This is a genomic window from Lentzea sp. NPDC051213 (assembly GCF_044455585.1).
In the GTDB taxonomy this organism is placed as follows: domain Bacteria; phylum Actinomycetota; class Actinomycetes; order Mycobacteriales; family Pseudonocardiaceae; genus Lentzea.
The window spans coordinates 509,802-536,752 of the sequence record NZ_JBITEX010000006.1 but is presented as its reverse complement, the minus strand read 5'-3'; the positions used below and the strand labels follow the sequence as shown (position 1 = coordinate 536,752).

At 70.6% G+C, this 26,951-nt stretch carries 1 protein-coding gene; it reads right to left on the bottom strand.

Annotated features, from left to right (window positions below; genetic code table 11):
* Positions 1 to 71: 71 nt before the first annotated feature.
* The gene (locus ACIA8G_RS28180) at positions 72 to 26,831 is read right to left on the bottom strand and encodes a type I polyketide synthase (protein ID WP_396421683.1); all 26,760 of its coding nucleotides are present in this window, start codon (positions 26,829 to 26,831) and stop codon (positions 72 to 74) included.
* Positions 26,832 to 26,951: the final 120 nt, after the last annotated feature.

The following is a 26,951-nucleotide window of genomic DNA, read 5'->3' as shown; positions in this document are numbered from 1 at the left end:
TTTCCTCAGAAAACCTGCACATGCGAACGGCCGGCCACCCTCGTGAGGGCAGCCGGCCGCAGAGCACCCTCTTAGTCGGTTTGACCGTCGAGCGCCGCCTGGATGAGGTCGTCGACGCTCATTTCGTCGATGCCGCCCTCCGCCTGATCGTCGGCGGTTCCCTTGCCCATGAGCTGCAGCAACGGTTCCAGCACGCCGATCTCCCGCAGCTGGGCGAGCGGTACGCGCGCCAGCAGGTCGCGGATCTCCGTCTCCTCCGAGTCTCCGCCCGAACTGTCCGGAATCAGCTCGGTCAGCACGTGCGACGCGAGCTCTTCAGGTGACGGGTGGTCGTACACGAGGGTTGATGCGAGTGCGAGGCCCGTGGCGGCGTTGAGCTGGTTGCGCAACTCCACCACCGCTAGAGAGTCGAACCCGAGGTCGCGGAAAGGCCGGTCTGGGCGCACCGCGTCGACGTCGGCCTGTCCGAGCACCTCGGCCGCCCGCGTCCGCACCAGCTCCAGCACCTCGTCGAGCCGCCTCGCCGCGGGCAGCGCCAGCAGCTTCTGCCGGAACGCCCCCTCGTCGACCGGGGCCTCGGCAGGTGCGTCCGCGGCCAGTTCGCGCAGCAACGGGTTCGGGCGGAACCCGCCGGAGAACCGGCCCTTGTCCACGGCCGCGACCACCGCGGTCGCGAGGCCTTCGCCGACCAGCTGACGCAGCGCGACGCACGCCAGAACCGGGTCCATCGAAGCGATGCCGGCACGTTTGGCGTTGGCCAGGGCGTCCTCGGTGTCGGCCATGCCGCCGCCACCCCAGGCACCCCACGCGATCGACGCCGCCGCCAGGCCGGCCGCACGACGCCGGTCCGCCAGCGCGTCGAGCATCGCGTTCGCCGCCGCGTAGTTCGCCTGGCCGGGGCTGCCGACCGAGGACGACGCGGAGGAGAACAGCACGAACGCGTCCAGGTCGGAAGTCAGCTCGTCCAGCAACAACGCCGAGGTGACCTTGCTGTGGAACACCGCCTCGAACCGTTCCGGCGTCATCTTGTCCAGCACGCCGTCGTCGATGATGCCGGCGGTGTGCACGACACCGGTCAACGGCGCGGGGATCGCGGAGAGCAAGGCCTGCAACGACTTGCGGTCCGCCACGTCGCACGCGGCGATCGTGACGTCGACGCCCAGGCCGACCAGCTCGGCCCGCAACTCGTCAGCGCCCTCGGCCTTCATGCCGCTGCGGCTCACCAGCACCAGGTGCTCGGCACCCTCCCGGGCCAGCATGCGGGCGACGTGACCGCCCAGCGCACCGGTACCGCCGGTGATCAGGACCGTGCCGCGCGGCTGCCAGTCCTGCGCCGGAACGGGTGCCGGCGCGGCGACGAGCCGCCGGCCGAACAGTCCGCTGGCCCGCGCGGCGACCTGGTCCTCGCCATCGAGTCCGGAAAGGACGGACGTGAGCCCGTTGGCCACCCTGTCGTCGATCACGGACGGCAGGTCGATCAGGCCACCCCAGCGTTCCGGGTGCTCCAGCGTCACGACCCGGCCGAGGCCGTGGATCGCTGCCTGCGTCAGGTCTTCGAACGCCGTGCCGTTGACCGCCACGCCGTCGCGGGTCACGCACCACAGCGGTGCGTTGATGCCCGCGTCGCCGAGCGCCTGGATCAGCGCGGCGTTCAGCAGCACACCTCGCGGGGCACTGCCGGAAGCCTCCTCGGCACGGCCGAGCAGGGACAACACGCCGGCGAACGACGTGCCCAGCGACTTCAGTTCGTCAGCGATCGCCTCACGATCAGGTGCGGCGACGTTGATCCGGACCACGCTCACGCCGAGCGCCTCGATGACCGCGTCGCTCCAGTCGTCGTCGACGGTGACGGCGAGCCACGTGCCGGTCAGTTCGCCGGACCTGGTGGCGTCCAGGGGCTTCCAGGTGATCCGGTGCCGCCAGCTGTCGACCAGTGCGAGGTCGGTGCGCTGCTTGCGCCAGTCCAGCAACGCCGGCAGCACCTGCGACAGCGCGCCGGTGTCGACGCTGAGCACGTCCTGCAGCGATCCGAAGTCCTCGCCTTCGACCGCCGCCCAGAACGCCGCGTCGTCGCTGCCCGGCGAGGCCGGCACGGGCCTCGCCGAGCCGATCATCGTCGACGGCCAGAACCGCTGGTGCTGGAACGCGTAGGTCGGCAGCGTGATCTTACGACCGGGGCCGAAGAACCCGGCCCAGTCGACCTTCACCCCGCGGGTGTGCAGGCGGGCGAGCGCCGAGACGATCGACTGCTCCTCGTCGCGGTCCTTGCGCAGCACCGGAATGCCGCCCTCGACCAGTCCGGACAGGGTCGCGTCCGGGCCGAGCTCGACGAACGTTGTCACGCCGCGCTCGGTGAGCGTGCGGACGTTGTCCGCGAACCGCACGGCCTCCCGCACGTGCCGCACCCAGTAATCCGGGCTCGTGATGTCGCCTTCCGCCACCACCGGAATCCGCGGCTGGTGGAAGGTCAGCGACTCCACAGTGGACCGGAACTCGTCCAGCATCGGGTCCATCAAGGGCGAGTGGAAGGCGTGGCTGACCCGGAGGCGCTTGGACTTCCAGCGCTCCGCGATCGCCACGACTGCCTGTTCGGGTCCGGCGATGACGACCGACTCGGGGCCGTTGACCGCCGCGATCGTCACGCCGTCGGTGAGGTGCGGCAGCACGACGTCCTCGCTGGCCTGCACCGCGACCATCGCGCCGCCCTCGGGCAGCGCCTGCATCAGCGCCGACCGCACGGTCACGAGCTTCGCGGCGTCGGGCAGGCTGAGCACTCCGGCGACGTGGGCCGCGGCGATCTCACCGATGGAGTGGCCTGCCAGGAAGTCCGGCTTGAGGCCCCACGACTCGACGAGCCGGTAGAGGGCCACCTCGACGGCGAACAGCGCGGGCTGCGTGGTGCCGGTGAGGTTCAGCCTCTCCTGGTCGTCGCCCCAGATGACGTCGGCGAGCCCGGCGTCGAGGTGGCCGAGGACCTCCTCGAACGCCGCCCTGAACTCCGGGAACCGGGCGTGCAGGTCGCGGCCCATGCCGATGCGTTGCGAACCCTGGCCGGCGAACAGGAAAGCGAGCTTGCCGGAGCGTGCCACCTCGTCGCGGACCACGAGCGGGTTGCGCACGTCGGACGCGATCGCCGCCAGTGCGTCGGTGAGCTCGTCGCGGCTGCTCGCCAGGACGACCGCGCGCTGGTCGAACGAGGCCCGCGTCGTGGCCGCGGCCCGGGCGATGTCGGCGAGGTCGGCGTGCACGTCGAGCAGGCGCGCGGCCTGGTCGCGCAGGGCGGCCGGGGTGCGGCCGGACACCAGTACCGGCAGCACACCGGGGTTATCCACAGATTTCTCCGCGGCCCCTTGACCAGCGATTTCAGCAGGTACGCTGGAAATCGGGGGGATCCCCGGCACCCCTTCCAAGATCACGTGCGCGTTGGTGCCGCTGGCGCCGAACGACGAGACGGCGGAGCGGCGCGGCCGGTCGGCCGAAGGCCACGGCGTGCGCTCCTGCAGCAGGCGCACGGCGCCGCTGCTCCAGTCGACGTGCGAGGACGGCGACGACGCGTGCAGGGTCTGCGGCAACTCGCCCGCCCGCATCGCCATCACCATCTTGATCACGCCCGCGACACCGGACGCGGCCTGCGTGTGGCCGATGTTCGACTTGACCGCACCGAGGAGCAGCGGTTCCGCGCGGTCCTGCCCGTAGGTGGCGAGCAGGGCCTGCGCCTCGATCGGGTCGCCGAGCTTGGTGCCCGTGCCGTGCGCCTCCACGGCGTCCACTTCGGACGGACGCAGGCCGGACGATGCCAGCGCCTGCCGGATGACCCGCTGCTGGGCCGGTCCGGACGGGGCGGTGAGACCGTTGGACGCGCCGTCGGAGTTGATCGCCGAGCCGCGCACGACCGCGAGGACCTCGTGGCCGTTGCGCTGAGCGTCGGAAAGCCGTTCGAGCACCAGCATGCCGACGCCCTCTGCCCAGCCCGTGCCGTCGGCGCTGTCGGAGAACGCCTTGCAGCGGCCGTCCTCCGAGAGCGCGCCCTGAGCGCTGAACTCGATGAACCCGACCGGCGTCGACATCACGCACACACCGCCGGCGAGCGCCATCTCGCACTCACCCGTGCGCAGCGCCTGGGCCGCGAGATGCAGCGAGACCAGCGACGACGAACACGCCGTGTCGACCGAGACTGTCGGGCCCTGCAGGCCGAACGTGTAGGCGAGGCGGCCGGACAGCAGCGACGCGGACTGCGCGGTCTGCCACTCCAGGCCGGTCTCCTCCGGAGACGGCCGGTACTCGCCGCTGCCGCCACCGACGAACACGCCGGTCACCGAGCCGCGGATCGTGGCCGGGTCGACACCCGCGCGTTCCAGTGCCTCCCACGCCGTCTCGAGCACGATGCGCTGCTGCGGGTCCATGACCATCGCTTCGCGCGGCGAGATCGAGAAGAAGTCCGGGTCGAAGTTCGGCACGTCGTAGAGGAAGCCGCCGTTGCGGGTGACGCTCTGTCCACTGTAGAGGGTGGCGAGGTCCCAGCCGCGGTCGGCGGGGAACTCCCCGATCGCGTCGACGCCGTCGAGCAGCAGCTTCCACAGGTCTTCCGGCGACCGGACGCCACCGGGGTAGCGGCAGGCCATGCCGACGATCGCGATCGGCTCGTCGGTGGTCGTCCTCGCGATGAACTGGACGTCGTCCGCGCCGCCGAGGAGTTCGGTGAGCAGGTGCTCGGCGAGCTCGTCCGGCGTCGGGTAGTCGAACACCAGCGTCGCGCTCAACTGCAGGCCGGACTCGGTCTGGATCTGGTTGCGCAGGTCGACCGCGGTGAGCGAGTCGAAGCCGAGGTCGCGGAACGGCACGTCCGGTTCGATCGCCTGCGTTCCGCTGTGGCCCAGGACGAGGGCCGCCTTCTCGCGAACGAGGGTGAGCAGCGTGCCGTGCCGTTCGTACTCGGGCAGCTTCAGCAGCGTCTGCTTCAAAGCCGGTTCCGTCACCGGCTTCTGCTGTTCGAAGTTGGTGAACAGCTTGTTCTGCTGCTGGAACGTGTCCCATTTGACGTCCGCGACGACGACGTTCGTCCGTCCACTCGCGACAGCACTGTGTAGGGCGGCGACGGCGTTCGTCGCGTCGAGGACCGGGATGCCGCTCATCCGCAGATGCGCGGTCATGCTCTGGTCGGTCGTGCCCTCCCACGGCGAGTACGCGATGGAGGTCGCCTTGAGGCCGCGTGCCTTTCGCTGTCGCGCGAACTCCTCGACGATCGCGCTGTGGGCGGCCTGCTGGGCCTGGCCGCGGAAGCCCCACGTGCCGGCGACCGAGCCGAAGACGACGAACGCCTCCAGCTCACGATCACCGAGCTGCTCGTCGAGTTGGTGCAGGGAGTCGAGATCGCCGAGGTGGATCACCGCGGTGACGTCGTCGGTGAGGGTGTCGGTGGTGTTCAGCAGTTCCCGGATCTGGTCGCCCATCGGCCCTTCCGCGCCGGAGAGCAGGATCTGGCCGCTCGGCGTCCACGGGGTGGTGTTCTCGATGCGGCGCAGGCGCGGGACCGACGTGCCCTCGTCGTGGAAGACGACTTCCTGCTCGCCTTGGGGGATCTCCCAGGTGTCGGTGTCGACGCGGATGAGGCCACCCCAGCGTTCCGGCTGCTCCAGCGCGGCGACGCGGCCTTCGCCCCAGACTGCAGGGCTGGCCGAGACGCACCACAGCGGGGCGGTGATGCCGTGCTGTTCCAGGATGTCCAGGACCTCGAACGGGCTGGTGTCGCCCGCCGAGATCACACCGGCGTAGTCACCGGGCACGAGCTCGGTCGTCGTCGCCCCCGCGAAGCCTGCCGCGTTTCCGATCGTGAGCCAGGTGCCTTCGGTCGTGGTGCTGACCGGCTGCCGCTCCCACACGACCTCGTACAGCCAGTCGTCGGTGACAGACTTCGGCGTGGTCGTCGGCCAGTAGCGCTCTCGCTGGAACGCGTACGTGGGCAGCGCGATCTTCCTCGCACCGGTGCCCCGGTAGTACTCCGTCCAGTCGACGTCCGCGCCCTTGACGTGCAGGGTGCCGAGCGCGAGGGCGAAAGCGCTGACCTCGTCGCGGTCCTTGCGTTGCGTCGCAACGGCTCCGTCGACCATCGCGGCGAGCACACCGTCCGGGCCGATCTCGACGAACGTGTCGACGCCGCTGAGGCTCTGCACGTTGTCGTGGAACCTGACCGTGTCGCGGACGTGGTTCACCCAGTAGTCGATGGTCGTGACGTCGCCGTTGGTGGCGAACGGGATCCGCGGCTGGTTGAACGTGATCGTGGCGATCGCGGCGCGGAAGTCGTCGAGCATCGGGTCCATCAGCGGCGAGTGGAACGCGTGGCTGACGGTGAGCTGCTTGGTCTTCTCGAACTTCTTGGCGATCTTGGCCACCTGGGTCTTGTCGCCGGCGATCACGACGGACGTGGGTCCGTTGACCGCGGCGATCGAGACCTTCTTCGACCTGCCGAGCTGCTTTTTGACCTCGTCCTCGGTGGCGAGGATGGACACCATCGCGCCGCCGGCCGGGAGGGCCTGCATGAGGTTCGCGCGGGCGGTGACGAGCCTGGCCGCATCTTCGAGGCTGAGCACGCCCGCGATGTGGGCCGCGGCGATCTCACCGATGGAGTGGCCGGCGACGTGGTCGGGCAGGACGCCGAGGCTCTGGACCAGTTTCGCCAGTGCGACCTCGATCGCGAAGAGCGCGGGCTGGGTGTTGCCGGTCTGGTTGAGCCGTTCCTCGTCCTCGCCCCAGATGATGGTGCGGAGTTCCGGGTCGAGGTGGCCGAGCACCTCGTCGAGGGCGGCCTTGAACACCGGGAACCGCTCGGAGAGCTCGCGGCCCATGCCGAGGCGCTGCGAGCCCTGGCCGGTGAACAGGAACGCCGTCGTGCCCGCCTTGCGCGCCACACCGCTGATGATTTCGGCGCCGTCGATCAGCAACGCGCGGTGCGCGAACTGCGCGCGCGTCGTGGCTGCCGAGAACGCCAGGTCGAGCTGGTCCGCCTCGACTGCGCGGAGCTGCTCGATCTGAGCGCGCAGCGCATCGGAGGACTTCGCCGAAACGACGACGGGGGCCCCCTTGGGGGGACGCGAGGTCCCCACTCCAATCATCTCACTGGGGTCTGACAGTTCTGGTGCGGTCGGGTTGTGAGTGGACCGTTCACCTGCGGGGGCCGATTCGAGGATCACGTGCGCGTTCGTGCCGGAGAGGCCGAACGCGGAGATGCCCGCGCGGCGCGGCCTGCCGTCCGAAGGCCAGTCGGTGTTCTCGGTGAGCAGCGAGACGGGACCCGAGGTCCAGTCGACGTGCGAGGTCGGGGCGTCGACGTGGAGGGTGCGGGGCAGCACGCCGTGGCGCATCGCCTCGACCATCTTGATGACGCCGGCGACACCCGCCGCCGCCTGGGAGTGGCCGATGTTCGACTTCACCGAACCCAGGTAGAGCGGTGCGGTGCGGTCGGCGAAGGTGGCGAGCAGGGCCTGGGCCTCGATCGGGTCGCCCAACGTCGTGCCGGTGCCGTGTGCCTCGATCGCGTCGACATCGCCGACGGTGAGACCGGCGTCCGCGAGAGCGCGGCGGATGACGCGCTGCTGCGAGGGGCCGTTCGGGGCGGTGAGGCCGTTGGAGGCGCCGTCGGAGTTGACCGCCGAGCCACGCACCAGTGCGAGGACCTCGTGGCCGTTCTTGAGAGCATCCGAAAGCCGTTCCAGGACAAGGATGCCGGCGCCCTCAGACCACGCCGTGCCGTCGGCGCCGTCTGCGAACGCCTTGCAGCGGCCGTCCGGCGCGAGGCCGCCCTGGGTGGTGAACTCGACGAACGAGTCGGGGCTCGACATGACCGAGACACCGCCCGCCAACGCCAAAGTGCACTCACCGGAGCGCAGCGCGCGCATCGCCCAGTGCATGGCGACCAACGACGACGAGCACGCCGTGTCGATGGTGACCGCGGGTCCTTCCAGTCCGAGGACGTAGGAGAGGCGGCCGGACATCACCGACGCGGTGTTGCCGGTGGCCAGGTAGCCCTGGATGTCGGGGTCGAGCGAGCGGCGCAGGACGTTCTCGTAGTCCTGGCCGTTCGTGCCGACGAACACGCCGGTCGGGCTGCCCTTCAACGACTGCGGGTCGATGCCGGTGCGTTCCAGCGCCTCCCAGGCCGTTTCGAGGATCAGGCGCTGCTGCGGATCCATCGCGAGCGCTTCCCGCGGTGAGATACCGAAGAAGTGCGCGTCGAAGTCCGCGACACCGTTGAGGAAACCGGCTTCCAGCGACGCCGAGGCACCGGCGCCGAGCGCGGCCAGGTCCCAGCCGCGGTCCGCCGGGAACGAGCTGATGCCGTCGCCGCCGCTCGAAACGAGGTCCCAGAAGCCTTCCGGTGACGTCACGCCGCCAGGGAAGCGGCAGCCGATGCCGACGATCGCGATCGGGTCGTCGTCTGCGCGTGCCACGACCACCTCGGCCGGCACGTCACCGACCTCGCCCAGCAGGAAGTCCGCCAGGTCGTAGGGCGTCGGGTAGTCGTAGAGGAGCGAGGCGGGCAGCGTCAGCTCGGTCGCGGCCTGCAGGCGGTTGCGCAGTTCCAGGGTCGTCAGCGAGTCGAAGCCGAGGTCGAGGAACGCGCGGTCCGGTTCGACGTCGGTCGCGGCCCCGTGACCGAGGACGGCGGCGATCTGGCCGCGCACCAGGTCCAGCACGGCGCGGTTGCGCTCGGCCTTCGACAGGCCCGCGAGCGCCTTGCGGAACTGCGGCTGCTCGGTCTCAGCGATCTGCTCGGTGGTGTGGAAGCGCTTGACCTCGGGCAGGTCGCCGACCAGCGGCGCCGGGCGCAGACCGGCGAGCGCGGGCAGGAACCGTTCCCAGTCGATCTCCGCGATCATGACGGCCGCGTCGCCGTGCTCGATCGCCTGCTTGAGCGCCTGCAAGGCGAGCGGTGGCTCCATCGGCGTGAAACCGCCGCGCTTCAACCGTTCCGCGACGCCGCCCGCGACGGCCATGCCCGCCGCGGCCCACGGTCCCCACGCCACCGACGTGGCCGGAAGACCTTGCAGGCGGCGGTGTTCGGCGAACGCGTCCAGGAACGCGTTGGCGGCGGCGTAGTTGCCCTGGCCCGCGCCGCCGATGACACCGGCGGTCGACGCGAACAGCACGAACGCGTCGAGATCGGCGGTGAGCTCATGGAGGTTGCGGGTCGCGTGCACCTTGGCGCGCAACAGGTTCGTGAACGACGTGGCGTCCATCGACTCGACGAGGCCGTCCTCGACGACGCCTGCCGCGTGGAACACCGATGTCACCGGGTACTCGGCCAGGAGGTTGGCCAGCGCGTCCCGGTCGGCGACGTCGCAGGCCTTGACGATCACCCGCGGGTCGTCGAAGTCCGCGGTGCCGGTCCGGCTCACGAGGACGACCTGCTCGGCGTCGTTGTCGAGCAGCCAGCGCGCGACCTGCGTGCCGATCGCGCCCGTGCCGCCGGTGACGAGCACGCGGCCCGGCCGGTAGTCACGGTGCAGCGCGCTCGGGGTGCTGTGGATGAGGCGGCGGCCGTAGACGCCGGACGGGCGCACCGCGACCTGGTCCTCGCCCGTGCCGGCCAGCACGCCGGGGATGCGGCGCGCGGTGTTCCAGTCGAGCTCGGACGGCAGGTCGATCAGGCCGCCCCAGCGCTGCGGGTGTTCCAGCGCGATCACGCGGCCGAGGCCCCAGACCGCGGCGCTGCCGGGGTCGGCGATCTGCTCGCCGCCGCCGGCCGACACCGCGCCCTGCGTCGCCACCCACAGCGGGGCGTCGACACCGGCGTCGCCGAGTGCCTGCACCACAACGGAAGTGCGCACCAGCGCGGCTTCCTCGCCGGCGCCGATCGCGAGCAGCGACAGCACGCCCGCGTACTCGCCGCGGACCTGCTCGGCCAGTTCGGCCCTGGTCGCGGCGGCGTCGACGACCACGGTCTCGACGCCGAGTGCTTCGATCAGTTCGGACGCGTCGTGGTTCGTGAGTACGAGCCACGGACCGGTCAGGGTGGCGGACACCGTGATCGGCTTCCAGGTGACGGCGTATCGCCAGGAGTCCACTGTGGACTGCTGCTTGCGGGTGCGCCACTGCGCCAGTGCGGAGAAGTCCTCGCGCTCGACGGCGGCCCAGAACTCGTCGTCGACGAAGTCGCCGTCGTTCGTGCCGGTCGCGGTGACGGGCTCCGGCCAGAAGCGCTGGTGCTGGAACGGATAGGTGGGCAGCTCGACCGTCGCGTTGACGCCGGCGAAGTACTTTGCCCAGTCGACGGTCGTGCCGCGGACGTGCAGGCCCGCCAGCGCGGTCAGCAGCGTCACGGCCTCGTCGCGGTCGCGGCGCAGCGCGGGCACCAGCGTCGCTTCCTCGGTGAGCGACTCCTGGGCCATGCCGGTGAGCACGCCGTCCGGGCCGAGCTCCAGGAACGCCCGCACGCCGCGGCTTTCCAGCTGCGTGACGACGTCGGCGAACCGGACGGCGTCGCGGACGTGCCGCACCCAGTACTCGGATTGTTCAACAATCCCACCAGTCAACAAGGGGATCGTGGGATTGTTGAACGAAAGTCCGGCGACCACGGCGCGGAAGTCGTCCAGCATCGGCTCCATCAGCGGCGAGTGGAACGCGTGGCTCACCGTGAGCGGCTTGGACTTGCGATCGTTGAATCGTTCAACGATCCCACAAACCTCTTGTTCAACACCGGCGATGACGATCGAGCGCGGCCCGTTGACGGCGGCGATCGAGACACCGGCGGTGAGGTGCGGGGTGATCTCGTCCTCGGTCGCCTGGATCGCGACCATCGCCCCGCCCGTCGGCAACGCCTGCATGAGGCGGGCGCGGGCGGAGATCAACGTGCACGCGTCGTCGAGGCTGAGCACCCCGGCGACGTGCGCGGCGGCGATCTCACCGATGGAGTGGCCCGCCAGGTAGTCCGGCGTGACACCCCACGACTCGACCAGCCGGAACAGCGCCACCTCGACCGCGAAGATCGCGGGCTGCGCGTAGCCGGTCTGGTTGAGCAGGGCAGCGTCGTCGCCCCACATGACGTCGCGCAACGGCCGTTCGAGGTCCGCGTCGAGGTAGGCGCAGACCGCGTCGAGGGCGTCGGCGAACACCGGGTAGCTCGCGTAGAGCTCACGGCCCATGCCGAGGCGCTGCGAACCCTGACCGGTGAACAGGAACGCCGTGCGGCCGCGCGAAGTCTGACCCCGCGTGACCGAGGCGTCCGGCTGGTCGTCGCGCAACGCCGTCAGGCCGCGCACCAGCTCGTCGTGGTTGCTCGCGACGACGACCGCGCGCCGTTCGAACGTGGACCGCGTGGTGGCGAGCGAGGCGGCCAGGCTGACCAGGTCCGCGTCGACGTCGAGGAGTTGACCGGCGACCTGCTTCAACGCCTCGTCGGCTCGCGCTGACACGAGAACGGGCATCGGAACGCTGGTGTCAGCCGCCGTTTCCTCGGCGACGTCCTGCGTGGGGGCCGCCTCCAGCACCACATGGGCGTTCGTGCCGGAGAGACCGAACGACGAGACGCCGGCGCGGCGCGGGTGGCCGGTTTCCGGCCAGGCTTCCTCGGCGGCGAGCAGCTTGATTGCGCCGGAGGACCAGTCGACCTTGGTCGAGGGCTGGTCGACGTGCAGGGTCCTGGGCAGGACGCCGTGCCGCAGCGCCAGCACCATCTTGATGATGGAGGCGACACCGGAGGCCATCTGGGTGTGGCCGATGTTCGACTTCATGGAGCCGAGCAGCAGCGGGCGTTCGCGGTTCTGGCCGTAGGTGGCGAGCAGCGCCTGGGCCTCGATCGGGTCGCCCAGGGCCGTGCCGGTGCCGTGGCCGTCGATGGCGTCCACTTCGGACGGTTCGAGGCGGGCGTTGGCGAGGGCCTGGCGGATGACGCGTTGCTGCGAGGGGCCGTTCGGGGCGGTGAGGCCGTTGGAGGCGCCGTCCTGGTTGACCGCGGAGCCCCGCACGACGGCGAGAATCCGGTGGCCGTTGCGGACCGCGTCGGACACTCGCTCCAGCAGGACCAGGCCGACACCTTCGGCGAGGGTCATGCCGTCGGCGGCGTCGGAATAAGCCTTGCAGCGGCCGTCGCGAGCCAGAGCGCGCTGGCGGCTGAAGCCGACGAACGCGCCGGGCGTCGCCATGACCGAGACGCCACCGGCCAGGGCCAGTGAGCTTTCGCCGTCACGCAACGACTGGCAGGCCAGGTGCAGTGCCACCAAGGAAGAAGAGCAGGCGGTGTCGAGGGTGACCGCGGGGCCTTCGAGGCCGAACAGGTACGACACGCGGCCGGACAGCACGCTGGAGAGCGTGCCGGTGATCATGTGGCCCTCGTCGCCCGGCTGGTCGGAGCCGCCCGCCGAGTAGTCCTGATAGGACGCTCCGATGAACGCGCCGGTCAGGGTTCCCTTCAGCGCGTGGGGGTCGATGCCTGCGCGTTCGATGGACTCCCAGGCGGTTTCGAGCAGCAGGCGCTGCTGCGGGTCCATCGACAGGGCCTCGCGCGGGCTGATGCCGAAGAAGCCGGGGTCGAAGTTCGCGACGTCGTGCAGGAAGCCGCCCTGCACCGAGTAGGCGCCGCCGGGGGCGTCCGGGTCGGGGTTGTAGAGGGAGTCGCCGTCCCAGCCGCGGTCGGCGGGGAAGCCGGAGATCGCGTCGACGCCGTTCATCACGACGTTCCAGAGGTCGTCCGGAGTCGTGACACCGCCCGGGTAGCGGCAGGCCATGCCGATGATCGCGATCGGTTCGTCGGACGCCACCGAGGCGATGACCGGAGCGCTGGACGCGACGTCGGCGCCCAGCAGTTCGCCGAGCAGGAACTCGGTGAGCGCCAGCGGGCTCGGGTGGTCGAACACCATCGTCGTGGGCAGGCTGAGACCCGTTGCGGCGGCGAGCTTGTTGCGCAGGTCGACCGCGGTGATCGAGTCGAAGCCGACCTCGCGGAACGCCCGGTGCTCGGTCAGCGCGTCGGTCGACGACATGCCCAGCACCGAAGCGGCTTCGGCGCGCACGAGGTCGAGGAGCTGCTGCTCGCGTTCGGCCGGCGGCAGTGCGCGCAGGCGGGCCGCGAAGTCACCGTCGGCCGCCGACGTGGTCTGCTCCGCGGCGACCGTGAGTGCGCGGACCTCGGGCAGTTCCTCGAAGAGCGTGGTCGGGCGCATCGCCGTGAAGACCGGGTAGTAGCGGTCCCAGGCGATGTTCGCGATGGCGATCTCGGTGTCGTCGTCCTCGATCGCGCGCTGCAGACCGGCCAGTGCCAGCCGAGCCTTCATGAACTCCAGGCCGCTGCGGCGGATCTGGTCGGTGTCGATGCGGCCGAGGCCGATGTCGTCGGACCAGATGCCCCACGAGATCGAGGTGCACCGCAGGCCGCGCGCACGACGCTGGGCGGCCAGGGAACTCAGGTAGGCGTTGCCGGCGACGTAGGAGGCGTGGTTGCCGGAGCCCCACATGCCGGAGATCGACGAGAACAGCACGAACGCGTCGAGGTCCTCGGTCAGCAGCTCGTCCAGGTGGGCGGCGCCGTCGACCTTCGCGGCGAGGATCTCGCTCAGACCCTCCACAGTGGACCCGTCGATCGAGTGCAGTCCGATCACCGCGGCGGTGTGGACGACCGAACGGATCTCGCGGCCTTCCGCACGCAGGTCGTTGAGCATGCGTTCGACGTCGTCGCGCTGGGCGATGTCACACGCGACGACCGTCGTGGGAGTGCCGAGTTCTTCCAGCTCTGCCACGAGTTCACGGGCGCCGGGTGCGTCGAGGCCGCGGCGGCTGGTGAGCACCAGGTGCTCGGCGCCCTTGTGGGCGAAGAAGCGTGCGACGTGCGGGCCGAGCGTGCCGGTGCCGCCGGTGATGATCGTGGTGCCGCGCGGGGTGAACTCCGCGGGCGTCGGACGCGACGGTGCGCGGACGACGCGGCGGGCCAGCGTGCCCGACGCGCGGATCGCGAGCTGGTCTTCCTCGCCCGCGTTGACGAGTGCCGAGACGAACCGTTGCGCGGCACGCTGATCGAGCTCTTCCGGCAGGTCGATAGAGCCGCCCCAACGCTGCGGGTGTTCCAGCGCGGCGGTCCAGCCGATACCGACCGCCTGCACCTGTGCCGGGTGGTCCACGGTGTCGGCGCGGCCCGTCGAGAGGGCGTTGCGGGAGATGTTCCAGATCGGGGCGGGGTGGCCGGCGTTGATCAGGTTGACGGTCAGCAGCAGGCCGGTGGGCAGACCGAGGGCCGCGGGGCGTTCGTCGGTGGGCAGCAACGAGATGATGCCGGTCGCGTCGGTGAGTTTCGACGCGATGGTGTCGCGGTCGTCGGCCGGGTCGAGCACGATGCGCTGGACGTCCACACCGGTGAGGGCGTCGAGGACGTCGGTGTCGTCGATGCCGTCCGTGGTGACGACGAGCCAGGTGCCGGTGAGCCTGCCCTGGTCCAGGCCGCGCAACGGCTTCCACGTCGTGCGGTAGCGCCAGGAGTCCGTTGTGGACTGATCACGGCTGGACTGCCGCCAGGTCGTGAGCGCGGGCAGGACGGCGGCGAGCGTCGCCTCGTCGAGGTGCAGGCTCTGGGTGAGCGTGGCGAGGTCGGACTGCTCGACGGCCTGCCAGAACGCGGCGTCCGCCGGGTCTGCCTCTGGCGCGCCGACGGGGTGCTGCGGCGGGCCGATCCAGAAGCGCTCGTGCTGGAACGGGTAGGTGGGCAGATCGACGCGGGTGCCCTCGAGGTGCCACTTGACCGGGAGGCCGCGGACCCAGACCTCGGCGAGGCTGGTCAGGACGCGGTGCAGGCCGCCGAGGTCGCGGCGCAGCGTGCCGGTGACGACGCCGCGCTTGCCTTCGAGCGCGTCCTGCACGCCCGGCGTGAGCACCGGGTGCGAGCTGACCTCGACGAACACCTGGTGCCCGCTGCCGATGAGCTGTTCGACGGCTTCGTTCAGGTGGACGGTCTGGCGGAGGTTCGTGAACCAGTACTCGGCGTTGGTGGTGGCGTCGTTCCACTCGCCGGTGACCGTGGAGAGGAACGGCGTGTGCGGGGTGAGCGGGGTGACGCCGGCGAGGTCATTCAGGATGTCGTCGCGGAGGTCCTCGACCTGGGCCGAGTGCGAGGCGTAGTCGACCTCGATGCGGCGGACCCGGACGCCCTGCTCGACGAGCTTGCCGCAGAACGCGTCCAGCGCCTCGAGATCGCCGGAGACCGCGACGCTGCGGGGGCCGTTCGTGGCGGCGAGGCTGAGGCGGTCGCCCCATTCTTCGAGATGTGGCTGGACTTCTGGCGCGGAGAGCCCGATGGACACGATGCTGCCGCGGCCCGACATGACCCGGCCGATGGCCTGGCTGCGCAGGGCGACGACCTTGGCGGCGTCCTCGAGGCTGAGCGCGCCGCTGACGGCCGCCGCGGCGATCTCGCCCTGGGAGTGGCCGATGACGGCGTCGGGGGTGACGCCGTGGTCCTTCCAGACCTCGGCGAGCGACACCATCATCGCCCAGCTCGCGGGCTGGACGACGTCGACGCGGTCGAGGCTGCCCGCGCCGCGGATGACCTCGAGGAGGTTCCAGTCGGTGTGGGGCCTCAGGGCGGCGGCGCATTCGGCCATGCGGGCGGCGAACACCGGCGACTCGTCGAGGAGTTGCGCGCCCATGCCGACCCACTGCGAGCCTTGGCCGGGGAAGATGAACGTGACCTTGCGCTCCAGGTCAGCGACGCCGCGCGCGACCTCCACGCCGTCGATGAGGACCGCGCGGTGGTCGAAGTCCGGCCGCAGGCCGAGGCTGTACGCGATGTCGGCCGGGCCGGCGTCGAGGCCGCGCACGCCGTCGATCTGGGCGCGCAACGCCGGTTCCGACTTGGCAGAGACGAGCCACGGAATCGATCCCGCCTCGCCCCCTCCGGGGGAGACCGAGGTCCCCACTCCAATCGTCGCACGGGGGTCTGACGATTCCTGGTCGGGAAGATCGACAACTGCCGAGTTGTCCACAGGCGACGAGTTGTCCACAGATTCCGGCTCGGCGGCCACGGTGAGGGGCGCGGTCGATACGCTGGAAATCGGGGGGATCCCCGCGGCCTGCTCCAAGATCACGTGGGCGTTGGTGCCGGAGATGCCGAACGATGAGACGGCGCAACGGCGTGCACGGCCCGTGTCGGGCCATTCGGTCGTGTCCTGCAGCAGCGAGATGGTGCTGGGGCTCCAGTCGACGTGCGTGGAGGGCTCACCGGCGTGCAGGGTGCGGGGCAGGACGCCGTGCCGCAGCGCCATCACCATCTTGATGACGGAGGCGACGCCTGCCGCGGACTGGGTGTGGCCGATGTTCGACTTCACCGAGCCGAGCAGCAGCGGGCGGTCGGCGTCGCGGTCGCGGCCGTAGGTGTTGAACAGGGCCTGGGCCTCGATGGGGTCGCCCAGCGAGGTGCCGGTGCCGTGCGCGTCCAAGGCGTCGATGTCGCCGGGGGTCACGCCGGAGTTCGCGAGGGCCTGCATGATGACGCGCTGCTGCGACGGGCCGTTCGGGGCGGACAGGCCGTTCGAGGCGCCGTCCTGGTTGACCGCCGAGCCGCGGATGACAGCCAGAATCGGGTGTCCGGCGGCCAGAGCGTCCGACTGGCGCATCAGCAGGAGCATGCCGATGCCCTCGGAGAGGATCATGCCGTCGGCGGTGTCGGAGAACGACTTGCAGCGGCCGTCGCGAGCCAGCGCGCGCTGGCGGGAGAAGGCGATCAGCGGCTTCGGGTTCGGCATGATCGTCGCGCCGCCGGCGACCGCGAACGCGGACTCGCCCGTGCGCAGCGACTGGCACGCCAGATGCATTGCCACCAAAGAGGAAGAGCAGGCGGTGTCGACCGTGACGGCCGGGCCTTCGAAGCCGAACACGTAGGCGACGCGGCCGGACAGCACCGACGGCGACGTGCCGGTCACCTGGTAGCCCTCGGAACCGCCGTCACCGCCGCCGTACTCGATGTACGAGGAGCCGATGAACGCGCCGACCTTCTTGCCGCGCAACGCGGCCGGGTCGATGCCAGCGCGTTCGACGGCCTCCCAGGTCGTTTCCAGCAGGAGCCGCTGCTGCGGGTCCATGCCGGTGGCCTCGCGCGGCGAGATGCCGAAGAACGACGGGTCGAAGTCGCCCGCGTCCGGCAGGTAGCCGCCGGCCGTGGTGTAGGTGGTGCCGGGACGATCGGGGTCCGGGTCGTAGAGCTGCGCCATGTCGAAGCCGCGGTCGCCGGGGAACTCCGTGATCGCGTCCGTGCCGGCGAGCACCATCTCCCAGAACGCCTCGGGGGTGTTCGCGTCGCCCGGGAAGCGGCAGCTCATGCCGACGATCGCGATCGGCTCGTCCGAGTCGACGTTCGCCGTGTAGGTCAGGGCTTCTTCGGCTGAGCCGAGCAGTTCGGCCAGCAGGTGGTCGGCGAGAACGAGCGGGGTCGGGTAGTCGAAGACCAGGGTCGCGGGCAATGGCAGACCGGTGGCGTCGGACAGCTTCTTGCGCAGCTCGACGGCGGTCAGCGAGTCGAAGCCGATGTCGCGGAACGCGCGGTTCTCCCCCACCTCCTCGACCGAGCTGTGGCCCAGGGTCGCGGCGGCCTCGGCGCGGACCAGTTCGATCAGCTTGCGCTTCTGGTCCTCTTCGGACAGTGAACGGATCTTGCGTGCGAACTCGGAGTCGTCGCGGCGGACCTCCTCGACGACGGTGAGCGCGCGGACCTCGGGCAGGTCGGACAGCAGCGGCGATGGGCGGACCGACGTGAAGAGCGGGAAGTAGGTGTCCCAGTTGATGTCGACGACGGTGACGCAGGTGTCGTCGTGCATCACGGCCCGGTTCAGTTCGGCGACGGCCTGCCCGGGCTGCAGGAACGTCAGGCCGCGGCGCGCCAGGTTCTCGGACATGGCTTCGTGCGTGGCCATGCCGACCTCGGCCCACGGGCCCCACGCGATCGACGTCGCCCGCAGGCCACGGGCGCGGCGGGCCTCGGCGAGCGCGTCGCAGTAGGCGTTCGCGGCACCGTAGGCCGCCTGGCCGCCGCTGCCCCACACACCCGCGATCGAGCCGAACAGCACGAAGAGGTCGACCTCGCCGACCAGTTCGTCGAGGTTCCGCGCGCCGATCACCTTGGCGGACAGCACATCCGCGAAGTCCGTGAGTTCGGTCAGTTCGAGCGGGGCGTGTTGTGCGGCTCCGGCGGTGTGCACGACACCGGACAGGTCGGTGATCTCCGAGATGACCGCGGCCAGTGCGTCGCGGTCGGCGACGTCGCAGGCGACGATCGACACGCGCGGGCCGAGTTCCTCCAGGGAGGCCTTCAGTTCGGCGGCGCCCGGCGCGTCCATGCCGCGGCGGGAGGTCAGCACCAGACCGGAAACACCGCGCTCGGCCAGCCACTGCGCCGTCGTGGCGCCGAGACCGCCGGTACCGCCGGTGATCAGCACGGTGCCGTGGGCGGTGTAGTCGGACGGCAGGGCATCGACCGGCCGGTGCGCGAGCCTGCGGCCCATGACGCCGGACGACCGGACGGCCAGCTGGTCCTCACCCTCCAGCCCGGCGACGCAGGAAACGAAGCGGCGCAAGGCGTTCTCGTCGAGCACCTCGGGCACGTCGATCAGACCGGCCCAGCGCTGCGGGTACTCCAGCGCGGCGGCACGGCCGAAGCCCCACACCGCGGCCTGCGCGGCGGACCGCACCGAGTCGGAGGTCTCCGCCGCGACCGCGCCGGACGTGACCGCCCAGATCGGCACGTCGACCGACTTGACCAGCAGGATCGACTGCTCCAGGCCGGTGGTCAGCACCGCGGAGGGCGACTCGTCGAGAGCCACCAGGGACACCACTAGGTCGCACTCGGGCACGTCGGCCACGGACGTCACGACGGTGACCTCGGCGCCGTATGCCGCCAGCACCGCGCGGTAAGGCTCCGCGTCCACCGCCGGCGTCGTCAGCACCGCGATGTGGCCGGACAGGACCGGTGTGCCCGTGATGCGGACCGGTGCCCACAGCACCCGGTACCGCCACGAGTCGAGCAGTGACTTCTCCTGGTTGCCGGCCCGCCACGACGACAGTGCCGGGATCAGCGAGTCCAGCGACGAACGCTGCTCCTCCCCCAGCCGCAGCAGTGCGGCGAGTTCGCGGGCGTCGCCACGTTCGATGGCCGCCCACAGCTTGGCGTCGGCCGGATCCGCGTCCGCGATCACCGGAGCGGCGGTTCCCAGCGGCCAGTAGTACTCGTGCTGGAACGCGTAGGTCGGCAGCGTCACGCGCTGAGCCGGCCCGTAGTAGGTCTTCCAGTCCACGGACACGCCGGACGCGAACAGGCGCCCCAGCGCCAGCGCGACCGCGGCCTCTTCCGGACGGTCCTTGCGCAGCACCGGAATCGCGCCGTCGACCAACGCCGACAGCGCGCCCTCCGGCCCGATCTCCACGAACGTCGTCACGCCGGCGGCACGGGCCGCTTCGACGGCGTCGTGGAAGCGGACCGCCTCCCGGACGTGCCGAACCCAGTACTCGGGTTGTTCAACGATTCCTTCGTTGGATTGTTCAACGATTCCATTGGAGGATTGTTGAACGATCCCACCAGTGAACAAGGGGATCGTGGGATTGTTGAACGAAAGGCCCTCGACGACGGCGCGGAACTCGTCGAGCATCGGCTCCATCAGCGGTGAGTGGAAGGCGTGCGAGACCGAGAGCTGCTTGGTCTTGCGATCGTTGAATTGTTCAACGATCCTACGAACCTCTTGTTCAACACCGGCCACGGTCACCGACGACGGGCCGTTGATCGCGGCGATCGAGACGCCGGGCGTGAGGTGCGGGGTGATCTCGTCCTCGGTGGCCTGGACGGCGACCATCGCGCCGCCGGTCGGCAGCGCCTGCATGAGGCGGGCGCGGGCGGACACCAAGGTGCAGGCGTCGTCGAGTGAGAACACACCGGCGACGTGCGCGGCGGCGATCTCGCCGATCGAGTGGCCGATCACGCCGTTGACCTTCACGCCCCACGAACGCACCAGGCGGAACAGCGCGACCTCGAAGGCGAACAGGGCCAGCTGCGCGTTGCCGGTCTGCTGCAGCTCCTCCTCGGAGGAACCCCACATGACGTCGCGGACCGGCAGCAGGTCCAGCACCTCGTCCAGCGCGGCGGCGAACACCGGGTAGCGCTCGTAGAGCTCACGCCCCATACCGAGCCGCTGAGAACCCTGACCGGAGAACAGGAACGCCACCTTGCCCGACGCGACCTCGCCCTCGACCACGGCGGCGTCGGAGTTCTCCGTCGCCAGCGCTCCCAGCGCCCGCAGCAACGACTCCCGGTCGGCGGCGACCACCGCGGCCCGCTGCTCGAACGCCGAGCGCGTCGTCGCCAGCGAGAAAGCCAGGTCGCGCACCGAAACGCCGGAAGACTCGACGAACGAACGCAGCCGCGCCGCCTGACCCCGCACCGCACGACGGGTGCGGCCGGACAGCACGACCGGCACGACGGCGTCAGAAGGCGCGGAAGACGGAACCTCGACAACAGGTGGCTGCTCGATGATGACGTGCGCGTTGGTGCCCGAGATGCCGAACGACGAGACGCCGGCACGACGGGGACGTTCCGCGGAAGGCCACTCGCGCGAGGAGGTCAGCAGCTCGACGGCGCCCTCGGACCAGTCGACGTGCGAGGAAGCAGTGGTGACGTGCAGGGTCTCCGGCAGCACACCGTGCCGCATCGCCTGCACCATCTTGATCACGCCCGCCACACCGGCGGCGGCCTGCGTGTGGCCCATGTTCGACTTGACCGAGCCGAGCAGCAGCGGTTCCGTGCGGTTCTGCCCGTAGGTCGCGAGCAGGGCCTGCGCCTCGATCGGGTCGCCCAGTGTCGTGCCGGTGCCGTGGGCCTCGACAACGTCCACATCGGACGACACCAGGCCGGCGTTCGCCAGGGCAGCGCGGATCACGCGTTGCTGGGCCGGGCCGTTCGGTGCCATCAGGCCGTTCGACGCGCCGTCCTGGTTCACCGCGGAGCCGCGGATCACCGCCAGCACGGGGTGTCCGTTGCGCACGGCGTCAGACATGCGCTCCAGCACCACCACACCGGCGCCTTCGGACCAGCCGACGCCGTCGGCCGAGTCGGAGAACGCCTTGCAGCGGCCGTCCGGGGACAGGCCGCGCTGCCGGGAGAACTCGACCAGCGCGGTCGGCGTCGACATGACCGTCACGCCGCCGGCCAGCGCGAGCGAGCACTCCCCCGCACGCAGCGCCTGCATCGCCCAGTGCATTGCCACCAAAGACGAAGAACACGCGGTGTCCACCGTGACCGCGGGACCTTCCAGTCCCAGGGTGTAGGAAACGCGACCGGACACAATGGACGGTGAGGTGCCGGAGCCCTGGAAGCCCTCGAAGTCACCGCCGGCGAGGCGGGCGCCGTAGTCGTTGTACATGACGCCCGCGAACACGCCGGTCTGCGTGCCGCGCAACGAGACCGGGTCGATGCCCGCGTGCTCGATCGCCTCCCACACGACCTCCAGCAGGATGCGCTGCTGCGAGTCCGTCCCGAGAGCTTCACGGGGAGACATGCCGAAGAACCCGGCGTCGAACTCGCCCGCGTCGTGCAGGAAGCCGCCCGACCGCGAGTAGGTCGTACCGGGGTGGTCGGGGTCGGGGTGGTAGAGGTTCTCGAGGTCCCAGCCGCGGTTCGACGGCAGGCCGGAGACCGCGTCGCCGCCCTCGGACACCAGGCGCCACAGGTCGTCCGCGGAACCGATGCCGTCCGGGTAGCGGCAGCCCATGCCGACGATCACGATCGGGTCGTCGGACGCGGCGGCCTGAACCGCCACCGGCACAACGACATCCGCCTCGCCGTCGAACAGCTCGTCCAGCAGGTGCGCGGCCAGCACGTCGGGCGTCGGGTAGTCGAACACCATCGTCGCGGGCAGGCGCAGTCCGGTCACCGCGGTCAGCTGGTTGCGCAGCTCCACGGCGGTCAGCGAGTCGAAGCCCAGGTCCTGGAACTGGCGGGACGGCTCGATCTCATCGCCGGACGCGTGCCCGAGGACGGCCGCGACCTGGCCGCGGACCAGGTCCAGCACCGCGTCCATGCGCTCTTCCGCACCCAGACCCGACAGCCGGCGGATGAGCGTGTCCGCGGTCTCCGAACCGGAGGCCGCGCGCCGCGTCCGCACCCGGATCAGGCCGCGCAGCAACGGCGGCACCTCGCCGCGTTGCCGCAGCGTGGCCAGGTCGAGGCGCGCCGGGACCAGGACAGGAGCAGAAGATGCGACACCGCGGTCGAACAGTCCGAGGCCCTGGTCGACGGTCAGCGGAGGCATGCCGGTGCGCGTCATGCGTTCGGCGTCCGCGTCAGTCAGCATGCCTTCGACAGCCCACGCGCCCCACGCCAGCGAGACCGTGTGCGCGCCCTGCGAACGCCGGTACTCCGCCAGCGCGTCCAGGAAGTGGTTGCCCGCCGCGTAGTTCGCCTGACCGGCCGTGCCCCAGGTGCCGGCCAGCGACGAGAACAGCACCAGCGGCACGGAAGGCAGTGCGGTGGCCAGGTTCCAGGCGGCGTCGACCTTGGGCCGCAGCACCGAGTGCAGTCGTTCCGGTGTCAGCGACGTGATCACACCGTCGTCCAGCACGCCGGCGCTGTGCACGACGGCCGAGATCTCGTGCTCAGCGACCAAAGCAGCCAGTGCCTGAGCGTCCGCGACATCGCACGCGACCACGGAAACGGTGGCGCCGAGGTCTTCCAGCTCCGACACGTCACCCGTGCCGCGCCGGCTGACCAGCACCAGCTCGCGAACACCGTGCTCGGCGACCAGGTGCCGGGCGAAGATCTTGCCCAGACCGCCGGTACCGCCGGTGATCAGGACCTTCGAACCCCACTCGACCGGGGTCTCCTCGACCTCGGCGCGGGCCAGTCGTGGCGCGTAGATCTCACCGTCGCGCACCGCCAGCTGCGGTTCCTCGGAACCGGCGGCGGCGGCGAACGCGGCCAGCGACGCCTCGGTGCCGTCCAGCTCGATCAGCGAGAACCGGCCGGGCGACTCGGACTGTGCCGAACGCACCATGCCCCACACCGCGGCGGAGGCGAGGTCGGCGCTGCTCGTCACGAACACGACCCGTTCGTCGCGTTCCTCCTGCAGCAGCCCAAGAACCCGTTCGGTCAGCTCGTGCACCGACGCGACGACGTCCTCGGATCCCAGGACTGGCACGACAACGACGTCTGAGCCGTCAGTTCCGCCGAGTCCGAAGACGTCTTCACCCAGCACGGTGAACGCGATGTCGGCGGCGGGGACCGTCACCGGCACCCAGTCGACCTGGAACAGCGTGTCACGGTCCACAGAGGACTCGGCCGCGACGGCGCGCACCACCAGCGAGTCGACCGTGGCGACAGGCACGCCCGCACCGTCGACCGCGGCGATCGCGTAGGCGTTGTCGCCGGAGCGGGTCAGGCGGACCCGCAGTGAGGAGGCGCCGGTCGCGTGCAGCGACACGCCTTCCCACGAGAACGGCAGCCCGGCCTCGCCCTCGCCCGAGATGAGGGCCGCGTGCAGCGCCGAGTCGAGAAGTGCCGGGTGCAGGCCGAATCCGGCCGGGTCGACGCCGTCGGGCAGCGCGACCTCGGCGTAGACGACGCCGTCGTCACCACGCCAGGCGGCTTTCAGACCCTGGAACACGGGCCCGTACTCGAAGCCCATCGCGGCGAAGTTCTCGTAGCAGCCTTCGACGTCGAGGGCGGTGACTCCGGCGGGTGGCCACACCGACGTGTCGAACGCTTCCTCACGCGCGGGTGCGCCCAGCACACCGATCGCGTGCTGCGTCCACGGTTCGTCGTCGGCGCCGTCGGCGCGCGAGTAGATCTTGACGGTGCGGCGGCCGTTCGCGTCGGCGTTGCCGATCCACAGCTGCACCTGCACGCCGCCGCGTTCCGGCACGATCAGCGGTGCCGTCAGCGTCAGTTCCTCGACGCGGTCGCAGCCGACCTCATCGCCGGCGCGGATCGCGAGCTCCAGATAGGCCGTGCCGGGCAGCAGAACCGCGCCGCGCACGGCGTGATCGACCAGCCACGGGTGGGTCTGGCGGGTGAGGCGGCCGGTCAGCAGCGCGCCGTCCTGGTCGGCGAACGAGACGGTCGCGGTGAGCAGCGGGTGGTGTGCCGCACCGAGGCCGGCGGCGCGCGGGTCGTGGAAACCGCCGCCGCCCTTGGGCCAGTATCGCTTGGCCTGGAACGCATACGTGGGCAGGTCGATCGCGCCGGCGCCGGTACCGGCGAAGTAGGTGGACCAGTCGACCTTGGTGCCGCGGACGTGCAGGCTCGCGAGCGCGGTGGTGATCGTCTCTAGTTCGTCGCGGTTCTTGCGCAGCAACGGGATCGCGGTGACGTCGGCGGTTTCCTGTGCCATCGCGGACAGGATGCCGTCCGGTCCGATCTCCACGAACTGCGTGACGCCGTGCTGGACCAGCCAGGTGATGCCGTCGGCGAACCGGACGGCCTCGCGGACGTGGCTCACCCAGTAGTCGGGTGAGGTGATCTGCTCGACGCGGGCCTGCTCGCCGGTCAGGTTCGAGACCAGCGGGATGATCGGGGCGGTCAGGGTGAGTCCGGCGACGGTGGCGCGGAACTCCTCGAGCATCGGCTCCATGAGCGGCGAGTGGAAGGCGTGGCTCACCGTGAGGTGCTTGGTCTTGCGGTCTTCGAAGTGTGCGGCGACGGCGCGGGCTTCGTCGTCCACACCCGCGATGACGATGCTGTTCGGGCCGTTGATCGCGGCGATGGAGACGCCGGCGGTCAGGTGCGGGGTGACCTCGTCCTCGGTGGCCTGCAGCGCGATCATCACGCCGCCCTGCGGCAGCGCCTGCATCAGGTTCGCGCGGGCGGTGACGAGCTTGGCCGCGTCCTCCAGGCTGAACACGCCCGCGATGTGGGCGGCGGCGATCTCGCCGATGGAGTGGCCCGCCACGAAGTCGGGTTTGAGGCCCCACGACTCGGTCAGGCGATACAGCGCGACTTCGATCGCGAACAGCGCGGGCTGGGTGTGCTTGGTCTGGTCGAGCTGGTCCGCGCCGGTCCAGATGATGTCTTTCAGCGCTGGGTCGAGGTGCTGCAGGACCGCGTCGAACGCCTCGGCGAACACCGGGAAGCGCTCGTAGAGGTCTTTGCCCATGCCGGAGCGCTGGGCGCCCTGGCCGGTGAACAGGAACGCCTGCTTGGCGCGCGCGGCGGTGCCCTGGACGAGGCCGGGCGCGGGAGTGCCGTTGATCAGGGCTTCGAGGCCGGTGCGCAGGTCGCCGACGATGGCGGCGCGGTGGTCGAACGACGCGCGGGTGGTCGCGAGAGAGTAGGCGAGGTCGAGCGCGGGTGCGTCCGTGGTCAGCAGACGCTCGGCCTGCGCGCGCAACGCTTCCCTGGAGCGGCCGGACACGAGGAACGGCACGGGGCCTGCCTCGACCGTCGGCGCGCTCGGAATCGATACGGATTCGCGGGCCCCCTGGGGGGATTCGCCCCCCACTCCAATCGTCTCAGAGGGGTCTGACAGTTCTGGTGCGGGCGCTTCCTCGATGATCGTGTGCGCGTTGGTGCCGGAGAGGCCGAAGGACGAAACGGCGGCGCGGCGGGGCTGACCGGTCGCGGGCCACGGCGTGTTCGAGGTGACCAGCCGGACGGCGCCGGCCTCCCAGTCCACGTGGCTGGAGGGGGTGTCGGCGAGCAGGGTCTGCGGGACGACTCCGGCGCGGATCGCCATGATCATCTTGATCACGCCGGCCACACCTGCGGCGGCCTGGGTGTGGCTGAGGTTGGACTTGACCGAGCCCAGCAGCAGGGGCTGCTCGGCGGAGCGGCTGCGGCCGTAGGTGGCGAGCAGGGCCTGGGCCTCGACGGGGTCGCCCAGGACGGTGCCGGTGCCGTGGGCCTCGACGACGTCGATCTGGTCGCTGGTCAGGCGGGCGTTCACGAGGGCGGCCTGGATGACGCGTTGCTGCGACGGGCCGTTGGGTGCCGTCAGGCCGTTGGAGGCGCCGTCCTGGTTGACCGCGGACCCGCGCAGCACGGCCAGTACGGAGTGGCCGTTGCGGCGCGCGTCGGACAGGCGCTCCAGCACGAGCATGCCGACGCCTTCGGACCAGCCGGTGCCGTCGGCGGAGTCGGCGAACGAGCGGCAGCGGCCGTCGGAGGACAGGCCGCCCTGGCGGGAGAACTCGACGAAGGTCGCGGGGTTCGCCATGACCGTGACGCCACCGGCCAGAGCCAGGGACGACTCGCCGGCGCGCAGTGACTGCATCGCGAGATGCATTGCCACCAAAGAAGAAGAGCAGGCCGTGTCGAGAGTGACCGAGGGGCCGACGAAGCCGAGGGTGTACGAGATGCGGCCGGAGATCACCGAGTTCGACGAGCCGAGCATGATCATGCCCTCGCCGCCCTCGCCGGGGCCGAGCTGGTAGTCCTGGTTCATCGCGCCCGCGAAGACGGCGGTCTGGCTGCCCTTGAGCAGGTGCGGGTCGATGCCCGCGCGTTCCAGGGCCTCCCACGTCACCTCCAGCAGCACGCGCTGCTGGGGGTTCATGCCCAGCGCCTCGCGTGGCGAGATGCCGAAGAAGTCCGCGTCGAAATCGCCCGCGCCCTCGAGGAAACCGCCCTGGTCGCTCGACGACAGGGCGAGCATCTCCGGGTCCCAGCCGCGGTCGTCGGGGAAGGCGCGGATGCCGTGCTGCCCGTTCACGACCATCTGCCACAGATCTTCGGGACTGCGCACCCCGCCTGGGAAGCGACAGCCGATGCCGACCACGGCGATCGGTTCCGCCGCAGCCGCCTCGAGGTCCTGCAGGCGCCGTTTGGTGCGCTGAAGGTCCGTGCTGGCCCGGCGGAGATAGTCCCGGAGCTTCTGTTCGTTGTCCATCCCTCAACCCATCTCGAGACGCGACCTGTCAGGAATCCTCGCGTCCGGGCGCCTGGCATACGCCTAGACACAGATAGGGGCACCCCTACCGCGAGGGGTGCCCCTAGGAAGCGAAAGCAC